This is a genomic window from Prevotella histicola (assembly GCF_055385135.1).
Genome location: NZ_AP043793.1, coordinates 1,266,266 through 1,292,286, shown reverse-complemented (window position 1 = coordinate 1,292,286; position 26,021 = coordinate 1,266,266). Strand labels below are relative to the sequence as shown.

At 39.0% G+C, this 26,021-nt stretch carries 17 protein-coding genes, 1 tRNA gene and 1 pseudogene; 12 read left to right on the top strand and 7 right to left on the bottom strand.

The features are described 5' to 3' along the window. Window positions 1-31 precede the first annotated feature (31 nt). From ACZ48L_RS05365 to ACZ48L_RS05355, 3 genes are all read left to right on the top strand, one after another. A complete protein-coding gene (locus tag ACZ48L_RS05365) occupies window positions 32-1,768 on the top strand; it encodes a RagB/SusD family nutrient uptake outer membrane protein (RefSeq protein WP_025791735.1) in 1,737 nt (578 codons plus the stop codon). A 29-nt stretch (window positions 1,769-1,797) separates the two neighbouring features. Next, on the top strand, window positions 1,798-3,033 hold the full coding sequence (locus ACZ48L_RS05360) for a SusF/SusE family carbohydrate-binding protein (protein ID WP_008824197.1): 1,236 nt from the start codon (window positions 1,798-1,800) through the stop codon (window positions 3,031-3,033). A gap of 170 nt (window positions 3,034-3,203) precedes the next feature. Then, window positions 3,204-4,658 (top strand): signal peptide-containing protein, encoded by a 1,455-nt coding sequence (locus tag ACZ48L_RS05355; RefSeq protein ID WP_025791736.1) that lies wholly within the window; start codon window positions 3,204-3,206, stop codon window positions 4,656-4,658. A gap of 1,408 nt (window positions 4,659-6,066) precedes the next feature. Here ACZ48L_RS05355 and ACZ48L_RS05350 read toward each other — a convergent pair. Continuing rightward, window positions 6,067-8,532 (bottom strand): TonB-dependent receptor, encoded by a 2,466-nt coding sequence (locus ACZ48L_RS05350; RefSeq protein WP_025791738.1) that lies wholly within the window; start codon window positions 8,530-8,532, stop codon window positions 6,067-6,069. 188 nt (window positions 8,533-8,720) lie between these two features. Beyond that, window positions 8,721-9,215 carry a hypothetical protein gene (locus ACZ48L_RS05345; RefSeq protein WP_025791739.1) on the bottom strand — a complete coding sequence of 165 codons (495 nt, stop codon included), beginning with the start codon at window positions 9,213-9,215 and terminating at the stop codon, window positions 8,721-8,723. A gap of 182 nt (window positions 9,216-9,397) precedes the next feature. Here ACZ48L_RS05345 and argS point away from each other — a divergent pair, with 182 nt between their 5' ends. Together argS and ACZ48L_RS05335 are read left to right on the top strand one after the other, a co-directional pair. Next, the gene (argS, locus tag ACZ48L_RS05340) at window positions 9,398-11,218 is read left to right on the top strand and encodes an arginine--tRNA ligase (RefSeq protein WP_025791740.1); all 1,821 of its coding nucleotides are present in this window, start codon (window positions 9,398-9,400) and stop codon (window positions 11,216-11,218) included. 83 nt (window positions 11,219-11,301) lie between these two features. Next, window positions 11,302-12,264: a DUF559 domain-containing protein gene (locus ACZ48L_RS05335; RefSeq protein ID WP_219449994.1), complete on the top strand. Its 963-nt coding sequence runs from the start codon at window positions 11,302-11,304 to the stop codon at window positions 12,262-12,264. Between the two features lie 576 nt (window positions 12,265-12,840). Here the strand turns inward: ACZ48L_RS05335 and ACZ48L_RS05330 are convergent. Further along, on the bottom strand, window positions 12,841-13,698 hold the full coding sequence (locus ACZ48L_RS05330; RefSeq protein ID WP_008824207.1) for an enoyl-ACP reductase FabI: 858 nt from the start codon (window positions 13,696-13,698) through the stop codon (window positions 12,841-12,843). Window positions 13,699-13,882: 184 nt separating this feature from the next. Continuing rightward, window positions 13,883-14,500, bottom strand: coding sequence for a DUF2238 domain-containing protein (locus ACZ48L_RS05325; protein WP_025791743.1), 618 nt, complete (start codon window positions 14,498-14,500; stop codon window positions 13,883-13,885). A gap of 158 nt (window positions 14,501-14,658) precedes the next feature. On the opposite strand from ACZ48L_RS05325, the gene ACZ48L_RS05320 reads away from it, so the two are divergent. Beyond that, complete coding sequence (locus ACZ48L_RS05320) at window positions 14,659-15,027, top strand: hypothetical protein (RefSeq protein WP_025791744.1); 369 nt, start codon at window positions 14,659-14,661, stop codon at window positions 15,025-15,027. A gap of 163 nt (window positions 15,028-15,190) precedes the next feature. Further along, the gene (locus ACZ48L_RS05315; RefSeq protein WP_025791745.1) at window positions 15,191-16,873 is read left to right on the top strand and encodes a hypothetical protein; all 1,683 of its coding nucleotides are present in this window, start codon (window positions 15,191-15,193) and stop codon (window positions 16,871-16,873) included. Between the two features lie 91 nt (window positions 16,874-16,964). Here the strand turns inward: ACZ48L_RS05315 and ACZ48L_RS05310 are convergent, their stop codons facing one another. Beyond that, window positions 16,965-17,141, bottom strand: a complete 177-nt coding sequence (locus ACZ48L_RS05310) for a hypothetical protein (protein ID WP_159102211.1) — start codon at window positions 17,139-17,141, stop codon at window positions 16,965-16,967. Window positions 17,142-17,613: 472 nt separating this feature from the next. On the opposite strand from ACZ48L_RS05310, the gene ACZ48L_RS05305 reads away from it, so the two are divergent. Together ACZ48L_RS05305 and ACZ48L_RS05300 are read left to right on the top strand one after the other, a co-directional pair. After that, window positions 17,614-18,336, top strand: a complete 723-nt coding sequence (locus tag ACZ48L_RS05305; protein ID WP_025791746.1) for a nitroreductase family protein — start codon at window positions 17,614-17,616, stop codon at window positions 18,334-18,336. Between the two features lie 767 nt (window positions 18,337-19,103). Continuing rightward, the gene (locus ACZ48L_RS05300) at window positions 19,104-19,931 is read left to right on the top strand and encodes a GIY-YIG nuclease family protein (protein WP_025791747.1); all 828 of its coding nucleotides are present in this window, start codon (window positions 19,104-19,106) and stop codon (window positions 19,929-19,931) included. A 52-nt stretch (window positions 19,932-19,983) separates the two neighbouring features. On the opposite strand, the pseudogene ACZ48L_RS05295 reads toward ACZ48L_RS05300, so the two are convergent. Then, window positions 19,984-20,159: pseudogene (locus ACZ48L_RS05295) on the bottom strand (IS982 family transposase); the annotation flags it as partial. 579 nt (window positions 20,160-20,738) lie between these two features. Here ACZ48L_RS05295 and ACZ48L_RS05290 point away from each other — a divergent pair. Both ACZ48L_RS05290 and ACZ48L_RS05285 read left to right on the top strand, forming a co-directional pair. After that, window positions 20,739-21,896, top strand: a complete 1,158-nt coding sequence (locus ACZ48L_RS05290; protein ID WP_025791749.1) for a YiiX/YebB-like N1pC/P60 family cysteine hydrolase — start codon at window positions 20,739-20,741, stop codon at window positions 21,894-21,896. 232 nt (window positions 21,897-22,128) lie between these two features. Then, window positions 22,129-24,339 carry an AAA family ATPase gene (locus tag ACZ48L_RS05285; RefSeq protein ID WP_025791750.1) on the top strand — a complete coding sequence of 737 codons (2,211 nt, stop codon included), beginning with the start codon at window positions 22,129-22,131 and terminating at the stop codon, window positions 24,337-24,339. 87 nt (window positions 24,340-24,426) lie between these two features. On the opposite strand, the gene ACZ48L_RS05280 is transcribed toward ACZ48L_RS05285, so the two are convergent. Continuing rightward, window positions 24,427-24,508 (bottom strand) — tRNA-Leu (locus ACZ48L_RS05280). Window positions 24,509-24,700: 192 nt separating this feature from the next. Here ACZ48L_RS05280 and ACZ48L_RS05275 point away from each other — a divergent pair. Further along, complete coding sequence (locus tag ACZ48L_RS05275; RefSeq protein WP_025791751.1) at window positions 24,701-25,792, top strand: mannose-1-phosphate guanylyltransferase; 1,092 nt, start codon at window positions 24,701-24,703, stop codon at window positions 25,790-25,792. Window positions 25,793-26,021 lie beyond the last annotated feature (229 nt).

Below are 26,021 nucleotides of genomic sequence, written 5' to 3'. Positions count from 1 at the left end.
GAATTGTTCAATCATTAGATATTGAAATACAATGAATAAGTTATATAAATATGCCGCACTGTTGGCAGTGCCTGCGGCTCTTATGACAGCCTCAAGCTGTACAGATCTTAGTGAGACACTGTACGACCAAGTGGCATCAAACAACTATTATAATACAAAAAATGATGTTATTCGTGCGGTACTTCGTCCGTTTGAGCATGGTTTCTGGAGTATCCAGAATCGTCATGTGTTGAACGAAGAGTCTGCGGATCAACTTATTACTCCTACTCGTGGAGACTGGTGGGATGATGGTGGACGTTGGGCACGTCTGCATCGTCACAAGTGGCTTGTGACAAATGGTGAGGCACAGTCAGAGTTTAATGGATGCTATCAAGGTATCGGTCAGGCTAACAAGGTTATTGAAGACCTTGATAAGCTGTCTGCTTCCAAGTTCGGTTTCTCAGAGGATGAGTTCAAAAATTTGAGAGCTCAGAACCATGTCTTACGTGCTTGGTTCTATATAAGACTTTTAGATGCTTTCCGCAACATTTATTTGTCACAGAGCTTCTATGATCAATCAAAGAACTCTAAAGAACAAGTCCCACCAAAAGAGATATTTGACTTTATTGAGAAAGACCTGAAAGAAGCTCTCCCAGAGTTGGCCAAGAAGACATCTCTTGGTGGTAATGGTAAACTTGAAGGACAGTGGACACAGGCAGGTGCAGCTGCTTTGTTGGTACGTCTTTATATGAATGCTAAGGTCTATATTGGCGAAGATCACTTTGCTGATGCTGAACAGTATGCACAGGATATCGTAGACGGAAAGTATGGTACTTATGCTGTTGCTGACCGTTGGGATGCTGCTTTTGATTGGGATAATGAGAATTGTGATGAGGTAATCTTTGCCTTCCCAAGTTCAGGAGAGACCCACTGGCACTACAAAGGTGACATGTATTGGTGGTCAGTTCCTTCAAAGGCTAATGACTGGTTACACGATACTAAGAGCAGAGAAGGTTCTCATAACATTAAATATTCTGCTTCTCCAAGTTATAATCCTAAGGGTGAGAAGTATAATTATGAGCTCGGTATGCCTATAGCACAGTTCAAGAAGTATCCTTCTGATGTACGTCTGAAGATGTATAAGAACCTTGGTAACGGTCGTCGTGAGGGTATGTTTATCTTTGGTAAGATTCAGTATACTGATGATAATGGCAATACACAGTATCTGAAAGACCACCACGACCAGTACACTCTGGACTTACGTGACGCTGTTGGTAAGTTCGGTGGAACCGATGGAAGTAAGTGGCTCGATAAGGCAGCTAGCCGTCTTGAGGATGGAGACGACAACTCTGGTTGGATGTTTGCTAAGTATCCTCTGTACTCAGACAATGAGGAGAATCAGCAGTTCGAGGCTGATTACTGTGAGGTTCGTCTTCCTGAGATCATCTATAGCCTTGCTGAATGCAAGCTCCGCAAGGGAGATACGTCCGGTGCAGCTAAGTTGTTAAACTCAGTTCGTAAGCGTAACTATCCTTCTTCTGACTGGTCAACAGTTCTGTATGCACCAGAAGGTGCTGCTACTCTTGATATGAAAGAGATGTTAGCAGAGTGGGGACGTGAGTTCTTTGCAGAGGGTCGCCGTCGTATTGACCTGATTCGTTTTGGCAAGTTTGGCAATGCTTGGTGGGATAAGGATGCTGATGCTGACAATCACACGGAGATATTCCCATTCCATACAGAGATTTTGAACACTCATACTGGTATGAAGCAGAACCCAGGTTACAATTAATGTTTAACGACTAAAACCCTATTGTAGAAATGAAGAAATTAATGAAATATGGAATGTTTGCATTGTTGGCGCTTCTTGCGTCAACAACATTCCAGTCATGTAATGATGATAAGGATATCGTTGTGATTACAGAGGAGTTACCTCTGAAGCTCGGCCATCTTTATATGGTAGGTGATGCAACACCTGCTGGATGGAATATCGATAATCCTTTTGAGATGACGAAGGATGCTAACGACAACTTCATATTCACTTATCATGGTAAGTTGAATGTGGGTGAGTTGAAGTTCCCTATTGCCAAAGGTGATTGGGGTGCTACCTTTATTTATGCTCCTGAAGCCAATACAGAGATCAATGCTAATGGTGTTGCAAGTAGTGGCTTCGATGTTCGTAAGGGAGGTGCTGACAATAAGTGGAAGATTACACAGGCAGGTTATTATAACTTGACAATTGATCTTCGTACCCGTAAGATCTCTGCTGCTTATGAAGGCGAAGGCCCTGTTGAGCCTATTGCTGCAGAATGGTTGTCATTCATAGGAGATGCTACTCCTTATGGATGGGATAACAACGGTTTGAACACAAAGCTGCAGGCTGGTACAGAGCGTTTCACAAAGACATCTGATAACCCATTGCAGTTCACTTATGAGGGACATCTGAATGTTGGTGAGTTCAAACTCGTTACTAACAATTCTGATCTTCCTGCTTGGTCAAACCTTATCCAGGCTCCAGAGCCTAATTGTGAGGTGAACCATGAGGGTGTTGCAAAGAACGGAATGACAGTAGGTGGTGTTGACAATAAGTGGAAAGTAACTGAGGCAGGTACTTACAAGATTGTCTTCGACCTTACGAACCATACTATAAAGGTTGAGAGCTTCACTGCAGATGCTGCTCCAACTCCAGCTGCTACACCTTGGGATACAGAGACTGTTTATATGATAGGTAGTGCAACACCAGCAGGATGGGTTACCGATAACGGAGTAGAAGTAACAAAGACGGGTGATCATCTGTTCTCTGTTGAGGTACAACTTAGTGAAGGTGAGATGAAGTTCATGCTTGATAAGTCAGGCTTCTCTAGCGATAAGCCTTACTTCTTCGCCCCTGAAGCTGATACTGAAATCAATGAGAATGGTGTTGCTAACGATGCACTTGCTTATGGTACAGAGGCTTCTTATGGTGATAAAAAGTGGAAGGTTACCAAGGCTGGTAAGTACAAGCTGACACTCGATTTGAATAATAAGAAGCTTAAAGCAGAATACCTGGGTGCATAACAGAATCCGATAATATTATCAACTGGCAATCATTTGATAGATATGCTTTGTGATTTTGACTCATATGAGTCACGCTCGTAGAACATATGTGTCACACATGTAGAACATAGGAGTCAGAAAGATGAATCATATGGTTGCCAGTTATTAACTACTTATGATAGATTAAAACAATGAAGAAATATATTTTTGCAAGCTTGGCATTTGCTGCTTTACTTACGAGTTGTAATAGCAACGAGTGGGATGTTACCAGCGATCTGAGTGTTGATAAGACTGACCCAACCATAGGTCTTACTCCTCTTGCTGAGTCAGAGGGTATGGATTATGCTCCATTATACTGGAGTGTGTACGGCGAACTGCGTGCACAGGAGAAGGCAGGAACGTTCCCAAACATCTTTACAGAAGACATGTGGGATCAAGCCATTGATTATGTAGCAACCAATCTTAAGGCACATGGCTATGATATGCTTGTTACTGATGGCTTTGCTTCAATGAGTGGTGATAATGGATACATGACTCGATACAGCCATACACAGAGAAGTGACTCTTCTCCAGAGGTGGAATTGTCTACTATTGTATCAAAGTTAGCTGCCAAAGGATTAAAGCTTGGTGTTTATGATAATCCATTCTGGTATCATTATACTAACCCTGACGCTGTTATTCCTGGAACAGATGGTATTAAAGTAAGCAGTCTGGCTTATGATCCTACCAAGGATAAGGATATCAAACATCCAGAAGGTAAGGACCAGTTTGGATGGGTTATGACAGATCATCCAGGTGCTGAACAGTTCTTTGAAGGTTTCTTCAAACATTATTCTGACCTTGGGGTAAAGTTCATTCGTATGGATTTCCTTTCATGGTATGAGGATGGAATGAACTATAACGACATCATCGGAAAGGGATTCGGTCGCGAACGTTACGTGAAAGGTATGCAGTGGGTGAATAAGTATGCACAGAAATATGGCATTTATGTCTCACTCGTTATGCCTCACTTACGTAATGATGCTATCATTGAGAAGTATGCAGGTAACATGGTACGTATTGATGCTGACGCACTCGAGGGTACTTGGTATCGTTTCTCTGATAACGGACGTGGTAGTTTGCGTGGTGGTTGGCCAAATTCTGAGAACGCTTTCGACGGTTTCATTAACTGGTCAAAGATCTCAGGGCACAAGAAGATCCGTCTTGATGGCGACTTTATCCGTATCGGAAGCTATGCTGATGACAATGAGAAGATGTCTGTTATCTCTCTTCCGTTGATGGCTGGTGGTCCTATCTCTGTAACTGATATGCCTACAGGAACCGATTTGAAGTTCTTCCAGAATGATGAAATGCTTGCATTGAATAAGGAAGGCTTCGTTGGTAAGCCTTTGGAACGTAACCTTTGGAATACTGATGGTGAGATTTGGTACGGTCAGATGAAGGATGGCTCATGGGTTATTGGACTCTTCAATCGTGACCAGGCTGCAGCAACTCGTTCTTTGGAGCTCTCTAAGATTGGTCTTACAGGCACTTGGATGGCTCATGATATGTGGAAGCATGTAGACGAAGGTCCTGTGACGGATAAGGTTGAAGCACTCATCCCAATGCATGGTTGCAAGATTATTAAGCTGACAAAAGCAAACTAACTCTCTACTGTCTCTTAGTAGGACAGAACGATTTATAAAAAAGGAACCAACTGGAAATACCCAGCTGGTTCCTTTTTTTGTATCCTTCTTTTGCGTGAATAGACTGAGTCCGTACAACTAATGGACCATATTCACAGCTTTATTACCTCGTTAGTATGTGAGCTTGGGTTAAGTTGCAGGGTAGAGAGTGAAGTTATCCACTTCGTGGAGCTTTAGTGTAAACCAACACAAAAGAGCTTGCTGATTTAGTCTTGGTGCAGTCTGAAGTCGACAATTGTTAATCTAAATGCGATTTCATGGTTAATAACGTTATGTAGAACTTACTTCCTTATGTAAGGTTTACTTATTCCTGCAGGCGCCCAGTGTTATGTGTTTTGTCGTGACTATGCTGTCAAGGTTATTCTCTTTTTGAAAAGAATAGATAATCCGAGCATACCACTTTCAAAAGCAAATATACAACTTTCTTTTGTAAATGAGTCTTTAGAACATGGGAAAACGGAGAAGGATAGGGTGCGTTGTGTGTGTAAATGTAACCAAGTGAGAAGCATCAAAACCCCTAATTTAGTTTTATTTTTAGTTGCTGTCACTTTTAACACTTCGTGTAATAGGTTTATATTCAGATGATTAAAGACGATAACGGAGTGACAGAAATGACAGCAAACTCAGGAATAGTATTTAATCGGCTTTTGTCCTCGGGTGGAAAAGGGGAAACTCATAGTTATTGGATACAGCAGTTAATGATAAAACTATCCAGAGCAGTTTCACGTAAACTTATCTGTCTCTCCATCTACCACAGAACAATTACGAACTAATCGAAAATATGTTTACAGTGAATTGAAGCTGCGTGTCAACAAAATCAGGAAGTATGCAAAGTATTCATACTTGTATACCATTTTCTATCAAGGACTTACAAAAGCTCTTCTAAAAGGTGCCCTTTTACCGTGCAAAAGGGCATCTTTCACACCTCAAAAGAGCACCTTTTACCATGCAAAAGGGCATCTTTTACCGTATCAAAGACCACCTGCTATCCCCAATTTATGAATCTTTATTACAACTCTTCGAATGTCCTTTTTCTTTTCATAATAAGCAAGTATCTCACCCTCTGTATTATTAGGGCAATACCATAAGAACTGCTGTTTTTAATTTTCCTGTCACTCCTGTCACTCTTTCTTATGTTACAACGCATTGATAACAAGCCGATTATGCGAAATGTTAAAAGTGACAGCAACTTAAAACAAAAACTAACTTGGGCTTTTAGAGCAGCTATAAACCGTGTGATACTTAAGAGAATAAGCTATGGATTATACCGAAATCATATCCTTATTATGTTTATAAAAAAAATAAAAACCGTATTGCCATCACTGGCAATACGGTTTGAAGAGAAATGTTATATGATTAGTTACATTGGTTATAGTTTTACGCTTAGTCCTACATACCATGTTGCACCATAAACAGGAGCATACATAAAGGCTGCATCGTCAGTATGTTTTTCATCCTGAATGTAGCCAAAGATATTCTTAGCACCAGCATAAACGGTACACATGCCGAATCGTTTAGCTGCCCGACAGTTGAATATCATGAAGGTATTTGTCTTCTTTATCTTTGATGTCTTACCATCATCGTCAGAGTTATAATCGATATACATCTTACCTTGTAGAGAACTTGTCACAGAGAATGACCACGTGCCTGGAGTGTAATCAAGGTCAATATCACCTGTCATAGCAGGGAAACGTGAGATATAGCGACTGTCTTTAGCATACTGTAAGCGTTGTGGGAACTCTTGTACAGATGGGTCGTTAGGATCTGACCATTCAGCACGTTCATGTTTGAATTTACCTTTATTGAATGTCCAATTCAGTCCGGCAGTGAAGTTGCGGAATAGCGATGCTTTAGCTCCTAACTCCACTCCTTGTACATAAGCATCGTCAACGTTCTCCCATTGGTAGGAATAACCGAATTTCTTAACCTCATCGTCAGCAGGTGAGAACTGGATTTTATCCTTGAGATTAGTGCGGAAGAGGTTTATACTTAGTTGATACCACTTGCCGTAATAGTCGGCAGAGAAGTTATAACTGATGGCACGTTCTCCCTTCAGGTTTGACGATTTCCATACACGTGGAGAACCACTACACAGGTGTAAGTCCTCTGAGAATCCATAAGGTGCACGGAAACCTGTACCAATATTTGCACGGAGAATCAGCGATGGAGTTACCTCGTACTTAACGGCAAGACGTGGATTGATGGTAGTCTTGCGGAACTTTGTTGTTGGAAAGGCACTGTCTGATACCTTTACACTCGTCGTATATTCTTCTCCCGAACTATGTGAATCAATTCTGATTCCTGGTACTACTGTCAGCTTTGGTGTTATATTCCACTCGTCTTGAATGAAGAAACCAATCTCGTTAGCATGCTTTTTACCGATTGAAGTGTATGGTACACCGTAATAGGGACTTGTTTTTTCATCTTCGGCTGATATGACATAGAGTCCAGTCTCACGCAAACGGGTGAAGTAACCTTGTACACCTGTAAGCAAAGTGTGCTTACCAAGGATGGATGTAAAGGTGAGTGAAGGGGTTACGGTGTTCTCCTTAGCAATGTAAGGGCGCATGATAGAGACATCAGGTTCAGCCCCATCCTCATCGGGATGTGCAGGATCTTTGTGAGAATCCATGTAGTCGTGCAGGAAGGTATCGTTGGTTGCCTGTCGCTTATGATAGACATAAGCTGTAGCAAAGTTCAATTCAGAGTGTGCACCGATGGGTAGTGTGTAAGCTAGATCACCCGATAGGCGGTTAGTCTTGATATTCTCTGTCCCATCCGTATAAGGGTTCAGATATTGGTCGTTTGTCATTACTCCACCGAAACGTTGCTCATCAATAGCTTTTCCACGGATGACAAGTTTATCGTTCTTGGTGAATGGCTGATAGAAGTACAGGCTGAAACCGAGGTTGTTCATAGTTTCATTCACACGATCGGAAATACCATCTTTGTGTTTTACCTCATTACGTGTCAGTCCATCTTGTGTCTCATCAATAGCTTTCATCTCTGTTCGTTGAGCGAAAACACTCAGTCCTATATTGTTGTAACGCATAGATCCTGACCCCTTATAGCTCTTGAATCCATAGTTACCAAATTGTACATCACCAGTGACACTGGGTTCATAAGTAGGCTCTTTAGAAATGATATTGATGGCTCCTGCTACTGCACTGCTACCATAGAGTGCTGAGCCAGCACCCTTCACAACCTCTAATCGGTCAATATCATTGGTGCCGATCTGTTGAAGACCATAAACGCCAGCAAGCCCAGAGTAGACGGGTTCACCGTCAATAAGTACCTGTGTGTGTTCTGCTCCTAGCCCTTGCATGCGTACTTCCGAGAAGTTGCAGAACTGACATTGCTGTTCAACACGTATTCCTGGTACTCCTTCAAGTGCTTCGTAAAGATTCTGGGCATTCTTTTTTGTAATCGCTTGTGATGTCAGAACCTCTGTGCGGATAGGCACATCTTTAACAAAGTGACTCGTTCGTGTACCTGTTACTACTACTTGACTTAGTTCTAAAGGATCTTTCTCTAACTCGAAATAAGCCTCAGTACCTTTCCCTGCAACCATCTCCACTTCTAATTCCTGTGGTTGATAGCCACTAAGTGTAGCAACAACGGTCTGCTTTCCTACCGGAAGGTTACCTATTTTGTAATGTCCCGTACCATCACATTGAGTCTTGAGATTTGTTCCTTTGATACTGATGACTGCGTGTGCAAGGTGTCGTCCACCTTCTTTTGCTTTCACATCGCCAAAGAGCATAGCGTCAGTACTTTGTGCCATGGAGGTAATTGAACACAACATTACCACTAATAATAGTAAGATCTTGTTCATAAATTATAGTTGGTTTGTAAAATCTTTGCAAAGATATATATTGCCATTTATTGTGACAATACCTACTAGTAGGTATTTAGTGGTTTCTAAAACTTTATAGAATAGATATATTATATAGGTGTAAAACGGAAACAGAGGCTTACCTTATCTTGGTAATCCTCTGTCTTTATCTTGTTGGTAATGTATTTCTAATTTGCTGTATAGCCTTGTAGGTGAAGCTTATCTATTATATCTTTTTGAATCGTTACCTTACCTTTATAGCTTCCTTCCTTGGTCTTGATTCCCGATTTATCTTTCCATACATACTTAAAGCGGAATTCAATCTCGTGGTCACCAGTTTTACGAAGGTAGACATAGCTACCATTTTGGAAGAAATGCTCATCATATTCATAAGGTCCACCACCTACGAATGATCCACCAGCAGACCAGTCACCTGGCTTGGTTAAGTCTATTTGCTGTCCAGCTAAAGTCTCTGAGATGTTCACAAAGACAGATTCGTTGGTCAGTCCCAATGGGTAGAGAACTGAATAGTGTCCATCAAATTCACTGAAAAGAACGGGGACAATACCATCTGTTCCATTGTTGTCATCATCACTGCTACAAGCACTAAAGCTAACACATAGTGCCAGTGCAAAGGCACAAGTCACAAGGGCATACGCCCATTTCTGAATACTTTTACGCATAATGTTTACCTTTTAAATATTTATATCACTAGCAAAGATAGTATATATATCTTAAAAGAAGTAACAAATACTATAGAAAATAAAACATGTATATCAATTGTGCTGATGCTTTTTCATAACCCTCCTGCCATTATTCGACTGATTTTCCGTAACTTTGCAGTCAGATAAAAAGAAAATATAAGATGAAGATAGAAGACCAAATTACCAGTGCTGCACTTGCAGCTGTCAAGGATTTATATGGAGTAGAGGTTCCTGAGAAGATGATTCAGTTGCAGAAAACACGTAGTGACTTTGAGGGTAACCTTACACTTGTGACCTTTCCATTACTGAAAACATCACATAAGAAACCAGAAGATACTGCTCAGGATTTGGGTGAATACCTGAAGAAGAACTGTAAGGCAGTGGCTGACTTCAACGTTGTAAAGGGCTTCCTCAACCTTGTTATAGCACAGTCTGCATGGGTCGGACTACTAAATGACATCAATGGTGACGAGAAGTTCGGTGAGAAGCGCGTTACAGATGATAGTCCATTGGTAATGATAGAATACTCTTCACCTAATACTAATAAGCCTCTTCACTTAGGTCATGTACGTAACAACCTGCTTGGTTGGTCATTGGCACAGATCATGGAAGCTAATGGAAACAAGGTTGTTAAGACGAATATCGTCAATGATCGTGGTATCCACATCTGCAAGTCAATGCTTGCTTGGCTCAAATGGGGAAATGGGATTACACCTGAGAAGGCTGGTAAGAAGGGTGATCACTTGATAGGTGATTTCTATGTTCTCTTTGATAAGCACTTCAAAGAGGAGTGTAAGCAGCTGCAGGAGCAGTATGAGAAGGAGGGAATGACAACTGATGAAGCTAAGGCTAAGGCTGAACAAGAGGCTCCACTCATAAAGGAAGCACACGAGATGCTCGTTAAATGGGAAAATAATGACCCAGAGATACGTGCTTTGTGGGAGAAGATGAACAGTTGGGTATATGCTGGCTTTGATGAGACCTACAAAGCGTTGGGTGTTGGTTTTGATAAGATTTACTATGAGTCAAATACCTATCTTGTTGGTAAGAAGAAGGTGGAAGAGGGCTTGAAGAAGGGTCTTTTCATCCGTAAGGACGATAATTCTGTATGGGCTGACCTGACCAATGAGGGATTAGACCAGAAACTTCTGCTGCGTAAAGATGGCACATCGGTCTATATGACACAGGATATCGGTACGGCAGAGATGCGTTTTAATGATTTCCCTATCGACAAGATGATCTATGTTGTAGGTAACGAGCAGAACTATCACTTCCAGGTTCTTTCTATTCTCTTAGACCGTTTAGGCTTCAAATGGGGTAAAGACCTTGTACATTTCTCTTATGGTATGGTTGAATTGCCAAACGGAAAAATGAAAAGCCGTGAGGGAACGGTAGTTGATGCCGATGATCTTGTTGCATCAATGATTGAGAATGCCAAGACACTTAGTGAGGATAAGGTGAATAAATTGGAAGGTATCACCGAAGAAGAGAAGAACGAAATAGCTCGCATTGTAGGTATGGGAGCTCTGAAATACTTCATCCTGAAGGTTGATGCACGTAAGAATATGCTCTTCAATCCTGAAGAGTCAATTGACTTTAATGGTAATACGGGTCCATTTATTCAATATACTTATGCTCGTATCCGTAGTATTCTCCGTAAGGCTGAGGCTCAGAACATCACCTTGCCAGACACCTTGAATGATGATGCACCATTGAATGAGAAGGAAATAGCACTCATCCAGAAGCTGAATGATTTCAGTGTAGCAGTAGCTCAAGCTGGTGTTGACTATAGTCCAAGTGGTATTGCAAACTACTGTTATGAGTTAACAAAGGAGTTCAATCAGTTCTATCATGACTATAGTATCCTCAATGCTGATTCTGATGCAGAGAAGATAACCCGTCTTGTTCTTGCTAAGAACGTGGCTAAGGTTATCAAGAACGGTATGGCTCTGTTGGGTATTGAAGTGCCTGAGAGGATGTAAGCCCCACCCCGACCCTCCCCGAAGGGGGAGGGAGACTAATTGGGTGAGGTGGATAAAAATAAACCTTGCTCTTGATTAAGACTATGTATATCTACGAAACGGCTGATGAGATAGAGTATGAACTGCTGAAAGCGAATGCTATCAAGAACAGACAATACGCGACACAAGCAGAAAATCTACTTTGGTTATACCTAAAAGGAAAACAAAGTGGGTACAAGTTTCGTAGACAACATGTCATCAAACAATATATTGTCGACTTCATTAACCTTAAGTATAAACTTATTGTTGAAATTGATGGTAAGTATCATTTTAGAGATGAACAGATTATAAAGGATGAAGAACGAACTCGTGACCTTGAGCAATGGGGTTATAGGGTCATCCGATTCACTAATGAAGAAATCTTTAACCATCGAGAAGAAGTTATCAAGAAGATTAAAAAGACCATAATGGCAATAGAATCATATAATACGGATCAAATTGGTGGTGGTCAGCTAAACACACAGACGAGTTCTCAAACAAACACTCAGTCAGGTGTCCAACCACAGCAGACTGGGGCTTCCCCCCTTTCGGGGGGATTGAGGGGGGCTGTTGTAAACCCACCTTCATATCGCAATGATACTGTACTCCCTCTACCAAAGGAGGTTCGTTGTCCTTCATGGGCTGTCGATGCTGCTTGCTCCGGCAACCCAGGACCAATGGAATATCAATGTGTTGACCTACAGACTGGGGCTCAAGTGTTCCATTTCGGACCAGTTCAGGGGACGAATAATATTGGTGAATTCCTTGCTATTGTCCATGCTTTAGCTTTGATGGAGAAGCAAGGAATAACAGATAAGGTTATTTACAGTGACTCTTATAATGCTATTTTGTGGGTAAATAAGAAACATTGCAAGACGACACTTGAACGTAATTCCAAAACCGAACAGCTTTATCAGGTCATCGCACGTGCAGAACAGTGGCTTCGAACGCATAAGGTTACCACACCCATTATTAAGTGGGAGACAAAACAGTGGGGAGAAATTCCTGCCGATTTTGGAAGGAAATAGAAGCTCCATCCCGACCCTCCCCGAACCAACGGTCACTGACCGAAGGGAAGTAATGGGGGAAGGGAGACAAATTCGCGTATGGTTTGGTATGATTCATAAATGGATTGGGGTAAGAAGTAATATCAACTATATACTACAAAAGTTTATTCTTCATTTGCTGTCACTTTTAACACTCTGTGCTAATATGTTTATTACCAATATGTTATATGGATTTGTGGGGTGACGGTAGTGACAGGAAAATGGGATTATGGCGAATCAAATAAAAGCAGATTTGTAATGGATAAGAGTCTATTGGGTTCGAATAAGGGATAATAGTCTCAGTAGAAATAGCGTTCAACAGTAACAACATACCAAATAAAGGAATCTAAAACGCTCCAGTAAGTCAGAACTTACTGGAGCGTTTATTATTTCTCTTATAACCTTCCTCAACAAGCTTATAAAGAGGAGTTACATTAGATGGAAGTAGAGAATTACATCTATAAAGACAATCCCCTTTATTCTACTCATCCTCTATTTGTCTCCCTTCCCCCATTACTTCCCTTCGGTCAGTGACCGTTGGTTCGGGGAGGGGCTATTTTATCCGTAGATAATATTACCGTTCTCGTCCTTGTACTCATCAAGTCCCTTCTCGTATGTAGCCATAGCACGCAGACTCATACCTACATTTGAGAAGCCACCATCGTGGTAAAGGTTTTGCATTGTCACCTTACGAGTGAGGTCTGAGAACATCACGATGCAATAGTCTGCACACTCATCAGCACTGGCATTGCCCAGAGGTGACATACGGTCGGCGAAGTCGAAGAGCTTATCCATACCCTTTACACCAGATCCTGCAGTCGTCATGGTTGGTGATTGAGAAATGGTATTGATTCTAACATGGTGCTCACGACCATAGATGTAGCCGAAGCTACGAGCAATACTCTCCAGCAAAGCCTTGGCGTCAGCCATGTCATTGTAACCGTAGAAGGTACGCTGGGCAGCGACATAAGACAGAGCGAGGATTGAACCATACTCATTAATAGCGTCGAGCTTCTTGGCACTCTGAATCATCTTGTGGAATGAAACAGCAGATATATCGAGTGTAGTGTCAAGCAACTTGTAGTCCAAGTCATCATATGTGCGGTGCTTACGAACGTTTGGGGACATACCGATAGAGTGCAGAACGAAGTCGATCTTGCCACCCAGAATTTCCATTGAACGTTTGAAAACATTCTCTAAGTCCTCAACATTAGTAGCATCAGCAGGGATAACCTCGCAGTGAAGCTTTTCTGACAGCGCACTGACAGTACCCATACGTACTGCAACAGGAGTGTTAGACAAGGTGATTGTTGCACCTTCTTCTACTGCTTTCTCAGCAACTTTCCAAGCAATTGATTTCTCGTTAAGAGCCCCGAAAATAATACCTCTTTTACCTTTTAATAAGTTGTAACTCATAATCTTCGTTGTTGTAATTTGGTGTAAAGGTAAGAAAAAAAGGTTGATTTGCCAAGAGTTTATGGATAAATAACATCACGGATGCTATCCGTATGTGCCGATACGTGACCTTTATCTCGGGTAATATCTTGGTGTACGAACCTTCTTTTGTAAATAAATGAATAGACTTTGGGAGGGTTCTGCTTTATCTTTTATGTGTGATGAAACAACGCAACATATAGACAATAAACATTCCTGTAGAACCCACTAGTGCCATAGCCATATCTTTCTGCGCATCCCACATGTCCCCTTGTTGACCGTTATAATTGTCAGCTGCATCTGGCGTCATAACGATTGTTAGTAACCATTCGAATAATTCGTAAATCATACTACCCGTTTGAATCATCAGCCAAGCCATAAAAATAGCAACAAATGATGGTTGTTTTACCCACTTCCTACAAATATAAACGAAATAAGGGAATAGGAATACACCGAAAGAAAAGTGTACTAACCGATCGTAATGATTGCGTGGGTCGTGGAAAAAGTGAGCATCTATTATGCCTAATGAAACTGCCCACTCTTTGTAAGGAACGTATGAATAAATATATCGGGCACCTATTACATGGAGGATTGTAAAACAAGTGATCCCTATAAAGGCTGACATGGGTAGCCTTTTTCTGAACACATCAATAGTCAGAGGTATCAATAACAATACTGTGCCAATATGCTGAAGTACCTGTTCGTTCGGATAAATCGGATGAATACACGTAATGATCGTTATTGCCACTACCAACAGAACAAGTGTTAATCTTATCTTATCCATTGACCTGCTTTTTGATTATACAACATAACAAAGATAGTTCTTTTTTATAAATTAACGTTAGTTCGACGAATTACAAGTGTCTATAAATCTGGTGATTAACGAACTTCTGTTACAACTTGAAGGAACTGATATACAAACAGTTATAAACAAAAATCGTTATAATGACCGAGAACAAAGTTACTGAAATCTTTTATATGGCAGATGACTTCTGCAAGTTTTTTGATGCAATGACAGCAAAATATACGCTAAAACCTAACGGAAAAAGAAAATATCATTGGGATTCTACAATGTCAAAGGCAGAAGTTATGCTGATAATGATCCTTTTCCACGATTCTGGTTGTTGCTGCTTTATAGAGAAGGTGAATGATGAACTAAAGAACATTGCACAGGTGGAATGCTCCAGGCATAGATGCTTTGGCAATTTCATCGTCAACTCATTAGGGACAATTGCTGCCTATTGTCTGTCTCCAAAGAAGTTGCGCATCAATATACAAAGGACCATTTACACACAGCTTACATTGTCCTGAATTCGTCGAATTCACGTTAAATTAATGCCTAAAAATATGTGCTTTTGTACTTATTAATATATGTTATTAGCAAATTAAATCGTACCTTTGCAGCCGACAAAATGTAAATTGAATATAAATTTTGGTAATTTGTATGTACATCTTACCTGTATTATCACTAAGAATGAATAAGAAAAATACAACTTTCTGGCTACTGCCATTACTCTTTTCTTTGGCAGTTACCGTGTTTTCAGGCTGTAATAACACCGAAAACTCTGTTATTAACGATGATGATGCACCTGCTGACGCAAAGGGTAGTCTGGTGTCGTTTGGGTTGAGTACAAGCCAATATTCAGAAGGAAGTCCTGTCTCACGTGCTGCTGGTAATAATGAAGGACGTGTCGTTTCATCGTCAACAGACGACCTCGGTAATGGACTTGAAGCGCTTGTAGAAGTAGTAGAAAACCCTGTTGAAGCTAAGACACGTGCAGCAAGCAATGCTCCTGCTGGCAAATATACTATACTTGCATATCAAGGAACAGATTTAAAACAGAAGTGGGAAATCAACTATAATGGATCTACTTACACAATGGTTGATGGTTCAAATCCCGAAAAATATTTGGCCCCCGGTACGTATCAATTTTATGTGTTCAATGATAAGCTCTCGTTGGAGAATGGAAAAGTTATAACCTCATTTACGAATAGTGAGAAAGAAGGATTATATGTGAAGCAAGATGTTACGATACCAAATCAGAAGAAGTATAAAATAAGTTTTGTATTAAAGCCATCTCTTGCTCAAGTATATTTTAAAATAAAAGCTTTTAGCAATGCAGCTTTCAATGGTGCAATGTCTGGTAAGCTGACTTATGATGCAAATACGATTCCCTCAACTTTAGCACTTGATCCAACGACAGGAGTAACTACAACGACAAACAATACGTCTGCTGGACAGGTTGCTGTTGGTAGTTTCACTGCTAACCAAAGCAATGATGTTAAATCGTCTTACATAGTAATGACAAGCCCACGTTATTTCCTTCCAGGCACAGATGTGTCTAAGCTAAAGTTCACTTTCAATAGTACGGCAGAAGGAACCGATGGAAAAATATATGATAAAGCTGTTGCAGGTAAAGTGCTAAATATAACTAATGCAATTCCAGGTAACCTTGTTGCAGGTACAAGTTATACAGTTTATGCAACCGTTTATTATAAAGCTAATTATTTATTCACTGATGGTACAGTGGGTTCTTTACTTGAGAATAAGAGTAAAACTCCTATTGGCTTGGTAGTTAATGAAGACAAGCGTATTGCAGTTTCATTAAGAAATGTGGGAAATTATCAATGGACGACTCTTGGTAGAAATGGAAATAGTAAGACCGTTTATAGCTATAATGTATCAGGCTTGCAACAAGCAAGAGATAAATATGATGGATTTGAAGAGACTTGGGTTGGAGCTTATACGATAAAACCAAGTGGACTAATCAAAGCAAATAGTACTTCTTTCCCAGCTTTCTATTATGCTGCACGATATGCAAATGATATTAATGGAAAGAAATGGTATTTGCCAGGTGTTGGTGATTGGTATTTAGCTTTGAAATATTTTGGAATAAATGATGCGACAAACGGATATGTTAAAGGTGGGGGTATAAAACATTCTTGGGGAGGTAGTTTGGGTTATCAACTCGCCGAAATATTGTTCTATCAAGTAAATGGTGATGCTTTTGATGATTGGTACTGGACAGCAAATGCTTGGAACTCTGCTAATGCTGCTGCTATTTCGGTTTTAATTTACAAGTCAAATGAGATGGTGCATTTTGGAGGAGCTGATAAAGGAGCTGGAGCAAATGTAAGGGCTTTCATAAAGTATTAAGCGATAAGAGAATACTTAGCATCTTAGATTATAAAGAAAAAAGAGGATTGATTAATCAATCCTCTTTTTTCTTTATAATGAGTATATCTCTCTACCACTCCTCAGAACCTCCGTTGTGTTCTGTTCCTCCATTAGGGGTATTGTAATCTTCTCGTTTCAATCCGCCATTCTCTTGTGGTTCAACACTAGCTCCGGCAAGGATACTTTCTGCTTCAACATAGAGCACTGTAGTGTTTGGTTGCAAATATGTTTTCTTGTTGACCTTCATGCCTACTTTGTTAATTAATATTTAAATTACATGTGATTGTCGGTGTAATTCCGCTACAAAGTTAATAAAAATAAACGGGATAATCCTGTAATCTATCCAATATTTTTATATCGTTTGATTAAGATTACGCTCTGGTTCAACTCATGGTCTGTCCTCTTGTTGTTATGTGCGGACGCCCCGCACATGTGGAGTGTACGCCCCGCACATGTGGTGCGGATGGCTGACACGTGTGGTGCGGAGCATTCGCAAAAGTCCTTTCTTTGTGAGAATCTTTTTCTGTTGGTCCTTTCTTCGGTTGTTAGTGAGGGCTATTGGCTGATGGAATTAGATATTTTTTTATGAGGAATTACGGATGATAAGGAAAATAAAGAGTAACTTTGTTGGGTGATAATACCTAAACGGGCATGATGCGCTCTCAGCGGTGCGTTGATGTAACGTGGGATTTTATAACCGTAAAAACGATAAAACAGAGATGAGTTTACAGGATATTTTAGACCATAGGCATGCTGTTCGGCATTACGATCCGGCTCAGCCTATTGATGCAGGAGTGGTGAAGAAATGTATTGAACTGGCAAGTTTAGCACCAACAAGTTCAAACATGCAGTTGTGGGAAGCCTTTCACGTGACTGACAAAACAGTGTTGGACAAACTGGCTCACGCTTGTTTGGATCAGCGTTCGGCACGTACGGCACAGCAAATCGTGGTATTCGTGACACGGCAGAGTCTTTATAAGCAACATGCGAAGGCTATTCTTGATGCTGCTATAGACGATATCAACCGTAACAGTCCCGAAGAAAAGAAGGAAAAACACATGAAGCTACAGACAGCATACTATGCCAAGCTGATACCGTTTATTTATTCCCGCTGCTTCGGATTGTGGGGACTCGTGCGCAAGGTGTTGGCACAATGTATAGGACTTTCTCGTCCTATCATGCGGCAGGTGAGCGAGGGCGATGTGCGAGTCTGCATACATAAGAGTTGTGCCCTGGTTGCCCAGACCTTCATGTTGGCAATGAGTGAGGCAGGATATGACACCTGTCCACTTGAAGGCTTTGACAGTCGGTTAGTGAAAAAGGCACTGAATCTCCCTTATGATACGGAGATCAATATGGTGATTACCTGTGGTATTCGTATGCCTGATGGTGTCAGAGGTCGTTATCGTCTTCCTTTCAGCGAGATGTATCGTCGCGTCTGACACGTATATGCGCTGAATCATATATGGATTAAACAACAAGAGGATGTGACTCGAGCCAACATAATGGCTCCCCACATCCCCTTCCTGTATTTGATAGGTATAAAGAAACCTTACAAACTTATCCAAACTGCACCCACACCCTTTGTTTGAATCATCAGAATCTACCCGTCCCTCTCATCCCCTGCCTATACTGTCCATTCTCTTTTCCTGTCACTTCTGTCACTCCCTTGTCACCTCTAACCCCTTTATTATAAGCACTTTGTGAGTTATGTTAAAAGTGACAGCAACTAAAAACAAAACTAATATAGGGGAATTTGAGTATTTTGATCTTAAAGTTACCAATGCACAATGAGGTTGATATCCATAGATAAAAACAAGCTAAACATCTCAATTGTCCCCAAATAGAATTACATTTTTGGCAATACAAGCACATTAGAAAAAAATAATGATTAACTTTATAACGTGAATAATTAAAAAATCAATATAAAGGTTAAAGCTAATAATGATCAAGTCATTTGATAATAACTCTCTCCGGAACTTCTCCGATGTTTTGGCTGTCATATTGAGCTATAAAGAAATTAGTATAATACTCGCAGAATGTAGTATACCTGAAGCTGGTGGATTCAACAAATCGGATAGACTTTATTATGCATTCCTGGAAAAGCAAAGGGTAGATAATTGTGGCAATAATATAGCAGCATTTATTAAGCATGTATTCACAATAAATTAGATAATACGTTTAAAACTGGATTCTAATAATCATAATTATGGGAAAAACTGTAACAACATATTTGATAGATGCAGATCCTAAAGGAACACAATATGTCTTTATCAGTAACAAGATTTGCCAGATGTATGTGATCCCACGGTCTAATCTTTCAGTACTGAACGAACGCCTTGAATTACAAACACCATCTTTTTACATCCTATTGGGTGAAGATGAGGCGACAAAACCGAAAGCATATATAGGAGAAACGGAAAACTTTCGTGAACGAGTGAGAGATCACGATAGTAAGAAAACGTTCTGGCAAAAGGCATTACTGTTTATATCTAAAGATGCTGCAATGACAAAAGCGGACGTACAATATCTAGAGCATAAAGCAATAGCAGCCGCAAAAAGCTCATGCACTTTTGTTCTGAATGAAAACAAGCAGACTCCTAAAGCACCTAATCTCCCAGAATATCGTAAGGATGATATGGATGAGTTCTTTGAGGATGTAAAGTTTCTCACATCTTTCATTGGTTGTAACATTTTTGACATTGCCAAACCAAAGGATGAACATCTTTTTTATACAAAAGGGCGTGGGTGTGATGCAAAGGGGTTCTATCATAGTAAGGGCTTTACTGTTCTGAAAGATAGTATTATAACGAAGTCGTCTGTTCCGTCCTTTACTTGGAAGGATAAACGTGATAAAATGTTGAAAGAGTACACACATTCACATAATGGAAAACAAGAATTGGCTTCAGATATAACTTTCAACAGCCCAAGCACAGCTGCCGATTTCTGTATTGGCAGTAGCAATAATGGGTGGATTATATGGAAGGATAAAGATGGAAACACCCTAGACTCCGTATATAGAAAACAATTGGAGTAGTACAAAACTATCGGAATGGACGTGAATGCTATTTAACGTGAGTTCGACGAATTCAGAACAATGCAAGCTGTGTATCAATGGTCCTTTGCACATTGATGCACGGCTTCTTTGGAAATAGGCAATAGGCAGCAATTGCCCCTAATGAGTTGACTATGAAATTGCCAAAGCATCTATGTTTGGGTGTTCCACCTGCGCAATGTTCTTAAGTTCATCATTCACAGTCTCTATAAAGCATAGACAACCAGAATCGTGGAAAAGGATCATTATCAGTATAACTTCTGCCTTTGACATTGTAGAATCCCGATGATATTTTCTTTTTCCGTTAGGTTTTAGCGTATATTTTGCTGTCATTGCATCAAAAAACTTGCAGAAATCATATGTCATATAAAATATTTCAGTAACTTTGTCCTCGGTGATCATAGCGATTTTTGTTTGTAACTGTTTGTATATTAGTTCTTTAAAGTTACAACAAATTTCGCTAATCACCAAATTTATAGACACTTATAATTCGTCGAACTCACGTTAAATATATTATTACCATTCATTCTAATATGTATTTACACTCAATAATATTTTGCAGTTGCAGATTGATTCAATATGTTTGAGCGAATGAACTATTAGCTGTTATTTTAAAAAGAATTGTTTGCTTTTTTTATATAAAAACATTACCTTTGTAACAAGTTGTTATGAGCTCTACAAGCATAGTGGGTTATGTAGAGGATAAACCTCTAAATCATCTACCTATTTTGTAACTCATTATACAACTTATGCCTAACCTTTTGCACCTAAACAATAGTTTTTATAAAAATGATATTAAAAGAACACGAGATTAAATACATATTCAATCCTTCCGTTCTTCTTCCTGGAGATATCCTACTGATGAATACTTACGAAGAGAGACTAAGGAAGATGATGAAATGTAAGTATGAGCATGCAGCCATATACCTTGGTGATGCTTATATGATGGAAGCTAATGGTTTATATGTAAAGATGACTCACTTATATTCCTATGCCTTTAAAGAGTTAGAACATGCTATTGTGTTGCGCCTAAAGGATCTATCACCGATAAAAATGGATAGGATTACACGGGCTTCTCACTATCAAATGGGCAAGCAGTATGTACACACAAGCATGTTTAGGCATGTAAGAGAGTTTAAAAATACAAAAGAGCAAGATACCTCCAAACGTTCTTTTTGTTCTAGATTAGTAGCACAGTCGTATGCACTAGAGGGAGTAAAGATTGTGCCAAATGCTGATTATTGCGAACCTGACGATTTTCTCGAATCATCTTTGTTAGAATGTGTAAAGGATGCAATAATTCCATTCTCCTCAGAAATGACCAAAGTTGTTATGTGTCAACAAAAAGCTCGAGAAGAGTATGAGGCAGATAGTCCCAATGCTGAGTTGTTTACTGAACTCAGTAAACTTTATGGTACAGATATACAAGAGTTAGGACAAGTTTTTTTAGCATCCTTTTCACAAAAAGAAAAAAACAAACATGCGATTGATATTATCAGAGCATCTCGAATGTTTAAACATTTAGAGGATGTGAATAAAAGTATGCCTTGGTTTTGGAAAAATGAGGACTTTTTTGCTCATTATAAGAATACAGAGGAGGAATTGCATTTTTTATATAGCCAAATGAATCATTATGATAATACTTTTATTCCAAGATATAAAGAATTATTTCTGCAAATGTTAGTGCTAGCCTACTATTTTCCAAAAAATGGTTTGCTTAACTTTATGCGAGAACATATAAAAAAAATGGTAGATGATGCCATTAAATGTAGAAAAAGGATGGCCGAATTATTTTTTGCTACTTTTCAACATGATAAAGAAGGATTTTGTATGTTTGTAGATAAATATGGCTTTTATATAGGTGTTGAATATGTAGAAACCCCTATTGATATTGGATTTCTTTTTGACGATGTAATGAAAGCACTATCTGAACTTGAGAATAAATGAAAAAAAAATGAAAGATAATTTGATAAAAGTATATTAAGTAGACTCTAATCCTGTACAAAGCCAAATTAAAGTTCGCAACCACAGATTTGGTCGAATTATTTGATATTTTTTCATTATTAAATTCTACTTAATTCCTATCAGATTGTCATTAATAATATTCTAATGACCTTTATCAATGATAGATTCTCTGTGTCAGACAGATAGAAAGTCTTGTAGCAAATAAACATATAAAATGATACAAAAGATTATTATAAAAAATGCAGCAACCTTTGATGAAAGAGGCGTAGAAATTGATAATCTCAAAAAAATCAATTTTATCTACGGGGCAAATGGCTGTGGAAAAACAACTATATCTAATGTAATAGCTTCTCCTGAATTATATACGGATAGCTCAATTGTGTGGTCTTCAGATAATAATGAAGATGTTTTTGTATATAATAAAACATTCCGTGAAAAAAATTTTGGTGAGAATATCCCAGGAGTATTCACTTTGGGCGAAGCAACTAAAGAACAAATAGAGGAATTAGAACGAAAAAAAGAAAAACTACGTGAACTGAAACAACAAGGTCAACAGAAGAAAACAACGTTAGACAAGAAGAAACAAGAACTTAAAGAGGCTCAAGAACAATTTAATAAAAGTTGTTGGAATAGCATTAAAAGTAAATATAGCTCTTTATTTAAGGATGCCTTTGCTGGTTTCTTAAATAGCAAAGCAAGTTTTGCCCAGAAAGTTATAGATTCTTGGGAGAATTCAAGTTCTAGTAATAGTATAGACTATGAGGAATTGGTATCTCGTGCAGAAACTCTATTTGGCAAAGTACCATCTCCTATGCACCCCTTGCCACAATTAATTGGCGTCGAAGAGATAAATAAGTTGGAGAAGGAAGTAATCTGGACTAAAAAAATCGTTGGTAAAGCAGATGTAGCTATTGCTTCTCTAATTGAACATTTAGGAATCAGCGATTGGGTAAATCAGGGTAGGTCGATTTTAACAATAGATTCTGATATTTGTCCATTCTGTCAGAAGAAAACAATTGATCAGCATTTTCGTGAAGATATCGAGGCATATTTTGACAAAACTTTTACTTTAGATTCTCAAAAACTAAAGGATGTATCAAATTCATATTTGGGATTAAAGGAAGAACTATTAAATCAATTAGTTAGTATTATTGAAAGGGAAAAAATATCACCAACCATGCTTGATTTGGAACTTTTTGATGCTAAAAGGACTTCATTAATTCAACTGTTTTCGCATAATAAAGAAATAATTGAAAATAAATTAAAGGAACCTAGTCGTAGCTTAACTTTGCAAAGCTCTAAGGAATTAATAGCATGGTTTAATGATACAATATTACGAGTTAATCAGAAAATTAATTCACATAATGCCATTGTAAATAACTTCACAAAAGAGAAGCATCAGTTAATAATAGACGTCTGGAGCTACATTATAGCAGAGAAAAAAGACTTAATTGCCCCTTTCGTGAGAACGAAAACTGGATGTGAACGTGGTATATTAAATATGGAGCAAGAGTTAAACAGCTTGCGACAACAATATTCTGTTTTAGACAACGAAATTAAAGAGGGAAATAAAAATATTACAAGTGTTCAGGCATCTGTTGATGAAATAAATAGGAGTCTGTCTGCATATGGTTTTACTACTTTTTCGATAGTTCCTATGGAGGGAGAACACTATTATCAAATAAAAAGAGAAAATGGTGAGATTGCCAATAGTACATTAAGTGAAGGCGAAATAACTTTCATCACTTTCTTGTATTTTATGCAATTAGTTAAGGGAGGGAATACTCCTGAAACAACTAATAGCGACAGGATTATAGTTATTGACGACCCTATTTCTAGTTTAGATAGTACAATTTTATTTGTTGTTAGCTCTCTAATCAAGGAAGAAATCAAGAAGATAAAGAAGGGAGAGACCAATGTCCTTCAATTGATATTATTGACACATAATGTATATTTTCATAAAGAAGTATCTTTTATTGATAGTAGAACAAGGCCTAAAAATGACACATGCTTTTGGATTTTAAGGAAGAATAATAATAGAACAACTATTCAATGCTTCGAGCAGGAAAACCCAATTCAAGGGTCTTATGAGCTTTTGTGGAATGAGCTAAGGAATAAGGACAAGATTTCAATTATAACACTACAAAATACAATGCGAAGAGTTTATGAAACTTATTTTAAGGTATTAGGGAAATATGATGATAATGACATTCTGCAGAAATTTCCCAGCTTACAAGAAAAAGAAATATGTCGCTCTTTGTTATGCTGGGTAAATGATGGCTCTCATTGTGTTCCCGATGATTATAGTGTAATTCCAGACCAAGAACAAGCTGAAAGATATCTAAAAGTGTTCAAACAAGTTTTTGAAGTTACTGGGCATGTACAACATTATAACATGATGATGGGTGTTGAAGAAGCTAGTTAATAAATGTTGGTTGGGAACAATTTGGGAACATTTATAAAACAAGAAAAAGCTAAGTATTGAGTAATCAATACTTAGCTTTTTACTTTGTACCCAGACCCGGGCTCGAACCGGGATGGGTTGCCCCACTGGTGTTTGAGACCAGCGCGTCTACCTATTCCGCCATCTGGGCTTGGCTGTTGTTTTGAACAACGTGTGCAAAGGTATGGAGAAAATCTGAATGTGGCAAATTTTTAGCTGACAAAATGTTTGTATACCTATCATAGCTTATCTTTTTTAGTATTTTGACTTTAAATATTTGCAGGGATGCAATATAAAGGTTATCTTTGGGAAAAAGAAAAAACTGGTTAGCTTAAAGAGAATAATGACTAATACAAGAAATAACTATTGTGTAATTCTTGCTGGAGGTAAGGGTAGAAGGCTCTGGCCAAGTAGCAGAGACAGACTCCCAAAGCAGTTTATTGATTTCTTTGGAGTGGGACGTACACAACTCCAACAGACATTCGATCGTTTCGCAAAGTTCATAGATAAGGAGAATATTTATGTGAATACGAGTTGTGAATATCTTGATTTTGTCCGTGAACAGTTATCTGAAGTAGCTCCTGACCATATCATGGCAGAGCCTATCCACCGCAATACGGCACCGAGTGTAGCCTGGGCTGTGCATCGGATTATGATTACTAATCCTAATGCTAACCTTATTATCACCCCTTCTGATCAAAACATCTTTAATGATACTGCTTTCCAAAGTAACGTATTAGAGGGATTGCAGTTTGTTGAACAGCATGATGCTCTGCTCACGATGGGTATCAGTCCTACTCGTCCTGAGCCTGGATATGGTTATATTCAGAAAGGAGAACGATCTGAACAGGGCGATATATATAAGGTGAAAGCATTCACAGAGAAGCCTGATAGAGAGTTTGCTCAGATGTTTATGGAGAGTAAGGAGTGGTATTGGAATACTGGACTGTTCCTTTCTAATGCCCGTTATTTGCGTCAATGCCTTTATAGTTTCCTTCCTTATGTACTACGTAGTATAGAGTCAACCAAAGTTATTACAACGATAGAAGAGGAGGATGCATTCATGAAAGAGAACTTCCCACGTTATCCTAACATCTCTTTAGATTACGGTGTGTTGGAGAAATCTGATAATGTTTATGTGATGAAATGTAACTTTGGCTGGGCAGATTTTGGTACTTGGCATGGTATCTACGAAGCAGCAAGTAGGGGTGAAGGAGACAATGTAGTGATTGATTCTGATGTGATTTTGGAAGATTGCTCCAATAATATCATAAAACTTCCGAAGGACAGATTGGCTGTTATAAATGGATTGGATGGTTATATTGTAGCTGAAGAGGATAATGTGCTGTTCATTTGTAAGAAAGAAGACTCCTCGGCATTGGTTAGAAGATATGTCAATGAGGTACAGATGAAGAAAGGTGATACGTATGTATAACTCTTTTTTGTACCTAAAAACATACTGATCTGATAATGTTAAAGGTACATTTGGATCCTTACATGCGTAATGAAACAGTCCTTTTCTATACTTTTTGTTGCTCAAGTAATCGGTCTAATAGCTGCCTTTCTCTTTTATATCAGTACTTTTTTAAAAAAGAACGAGGGTATATACATTGCGGTATATACCCTCGTTTGATATTATTCTGGTTTATGTGAACCCTGTTTCG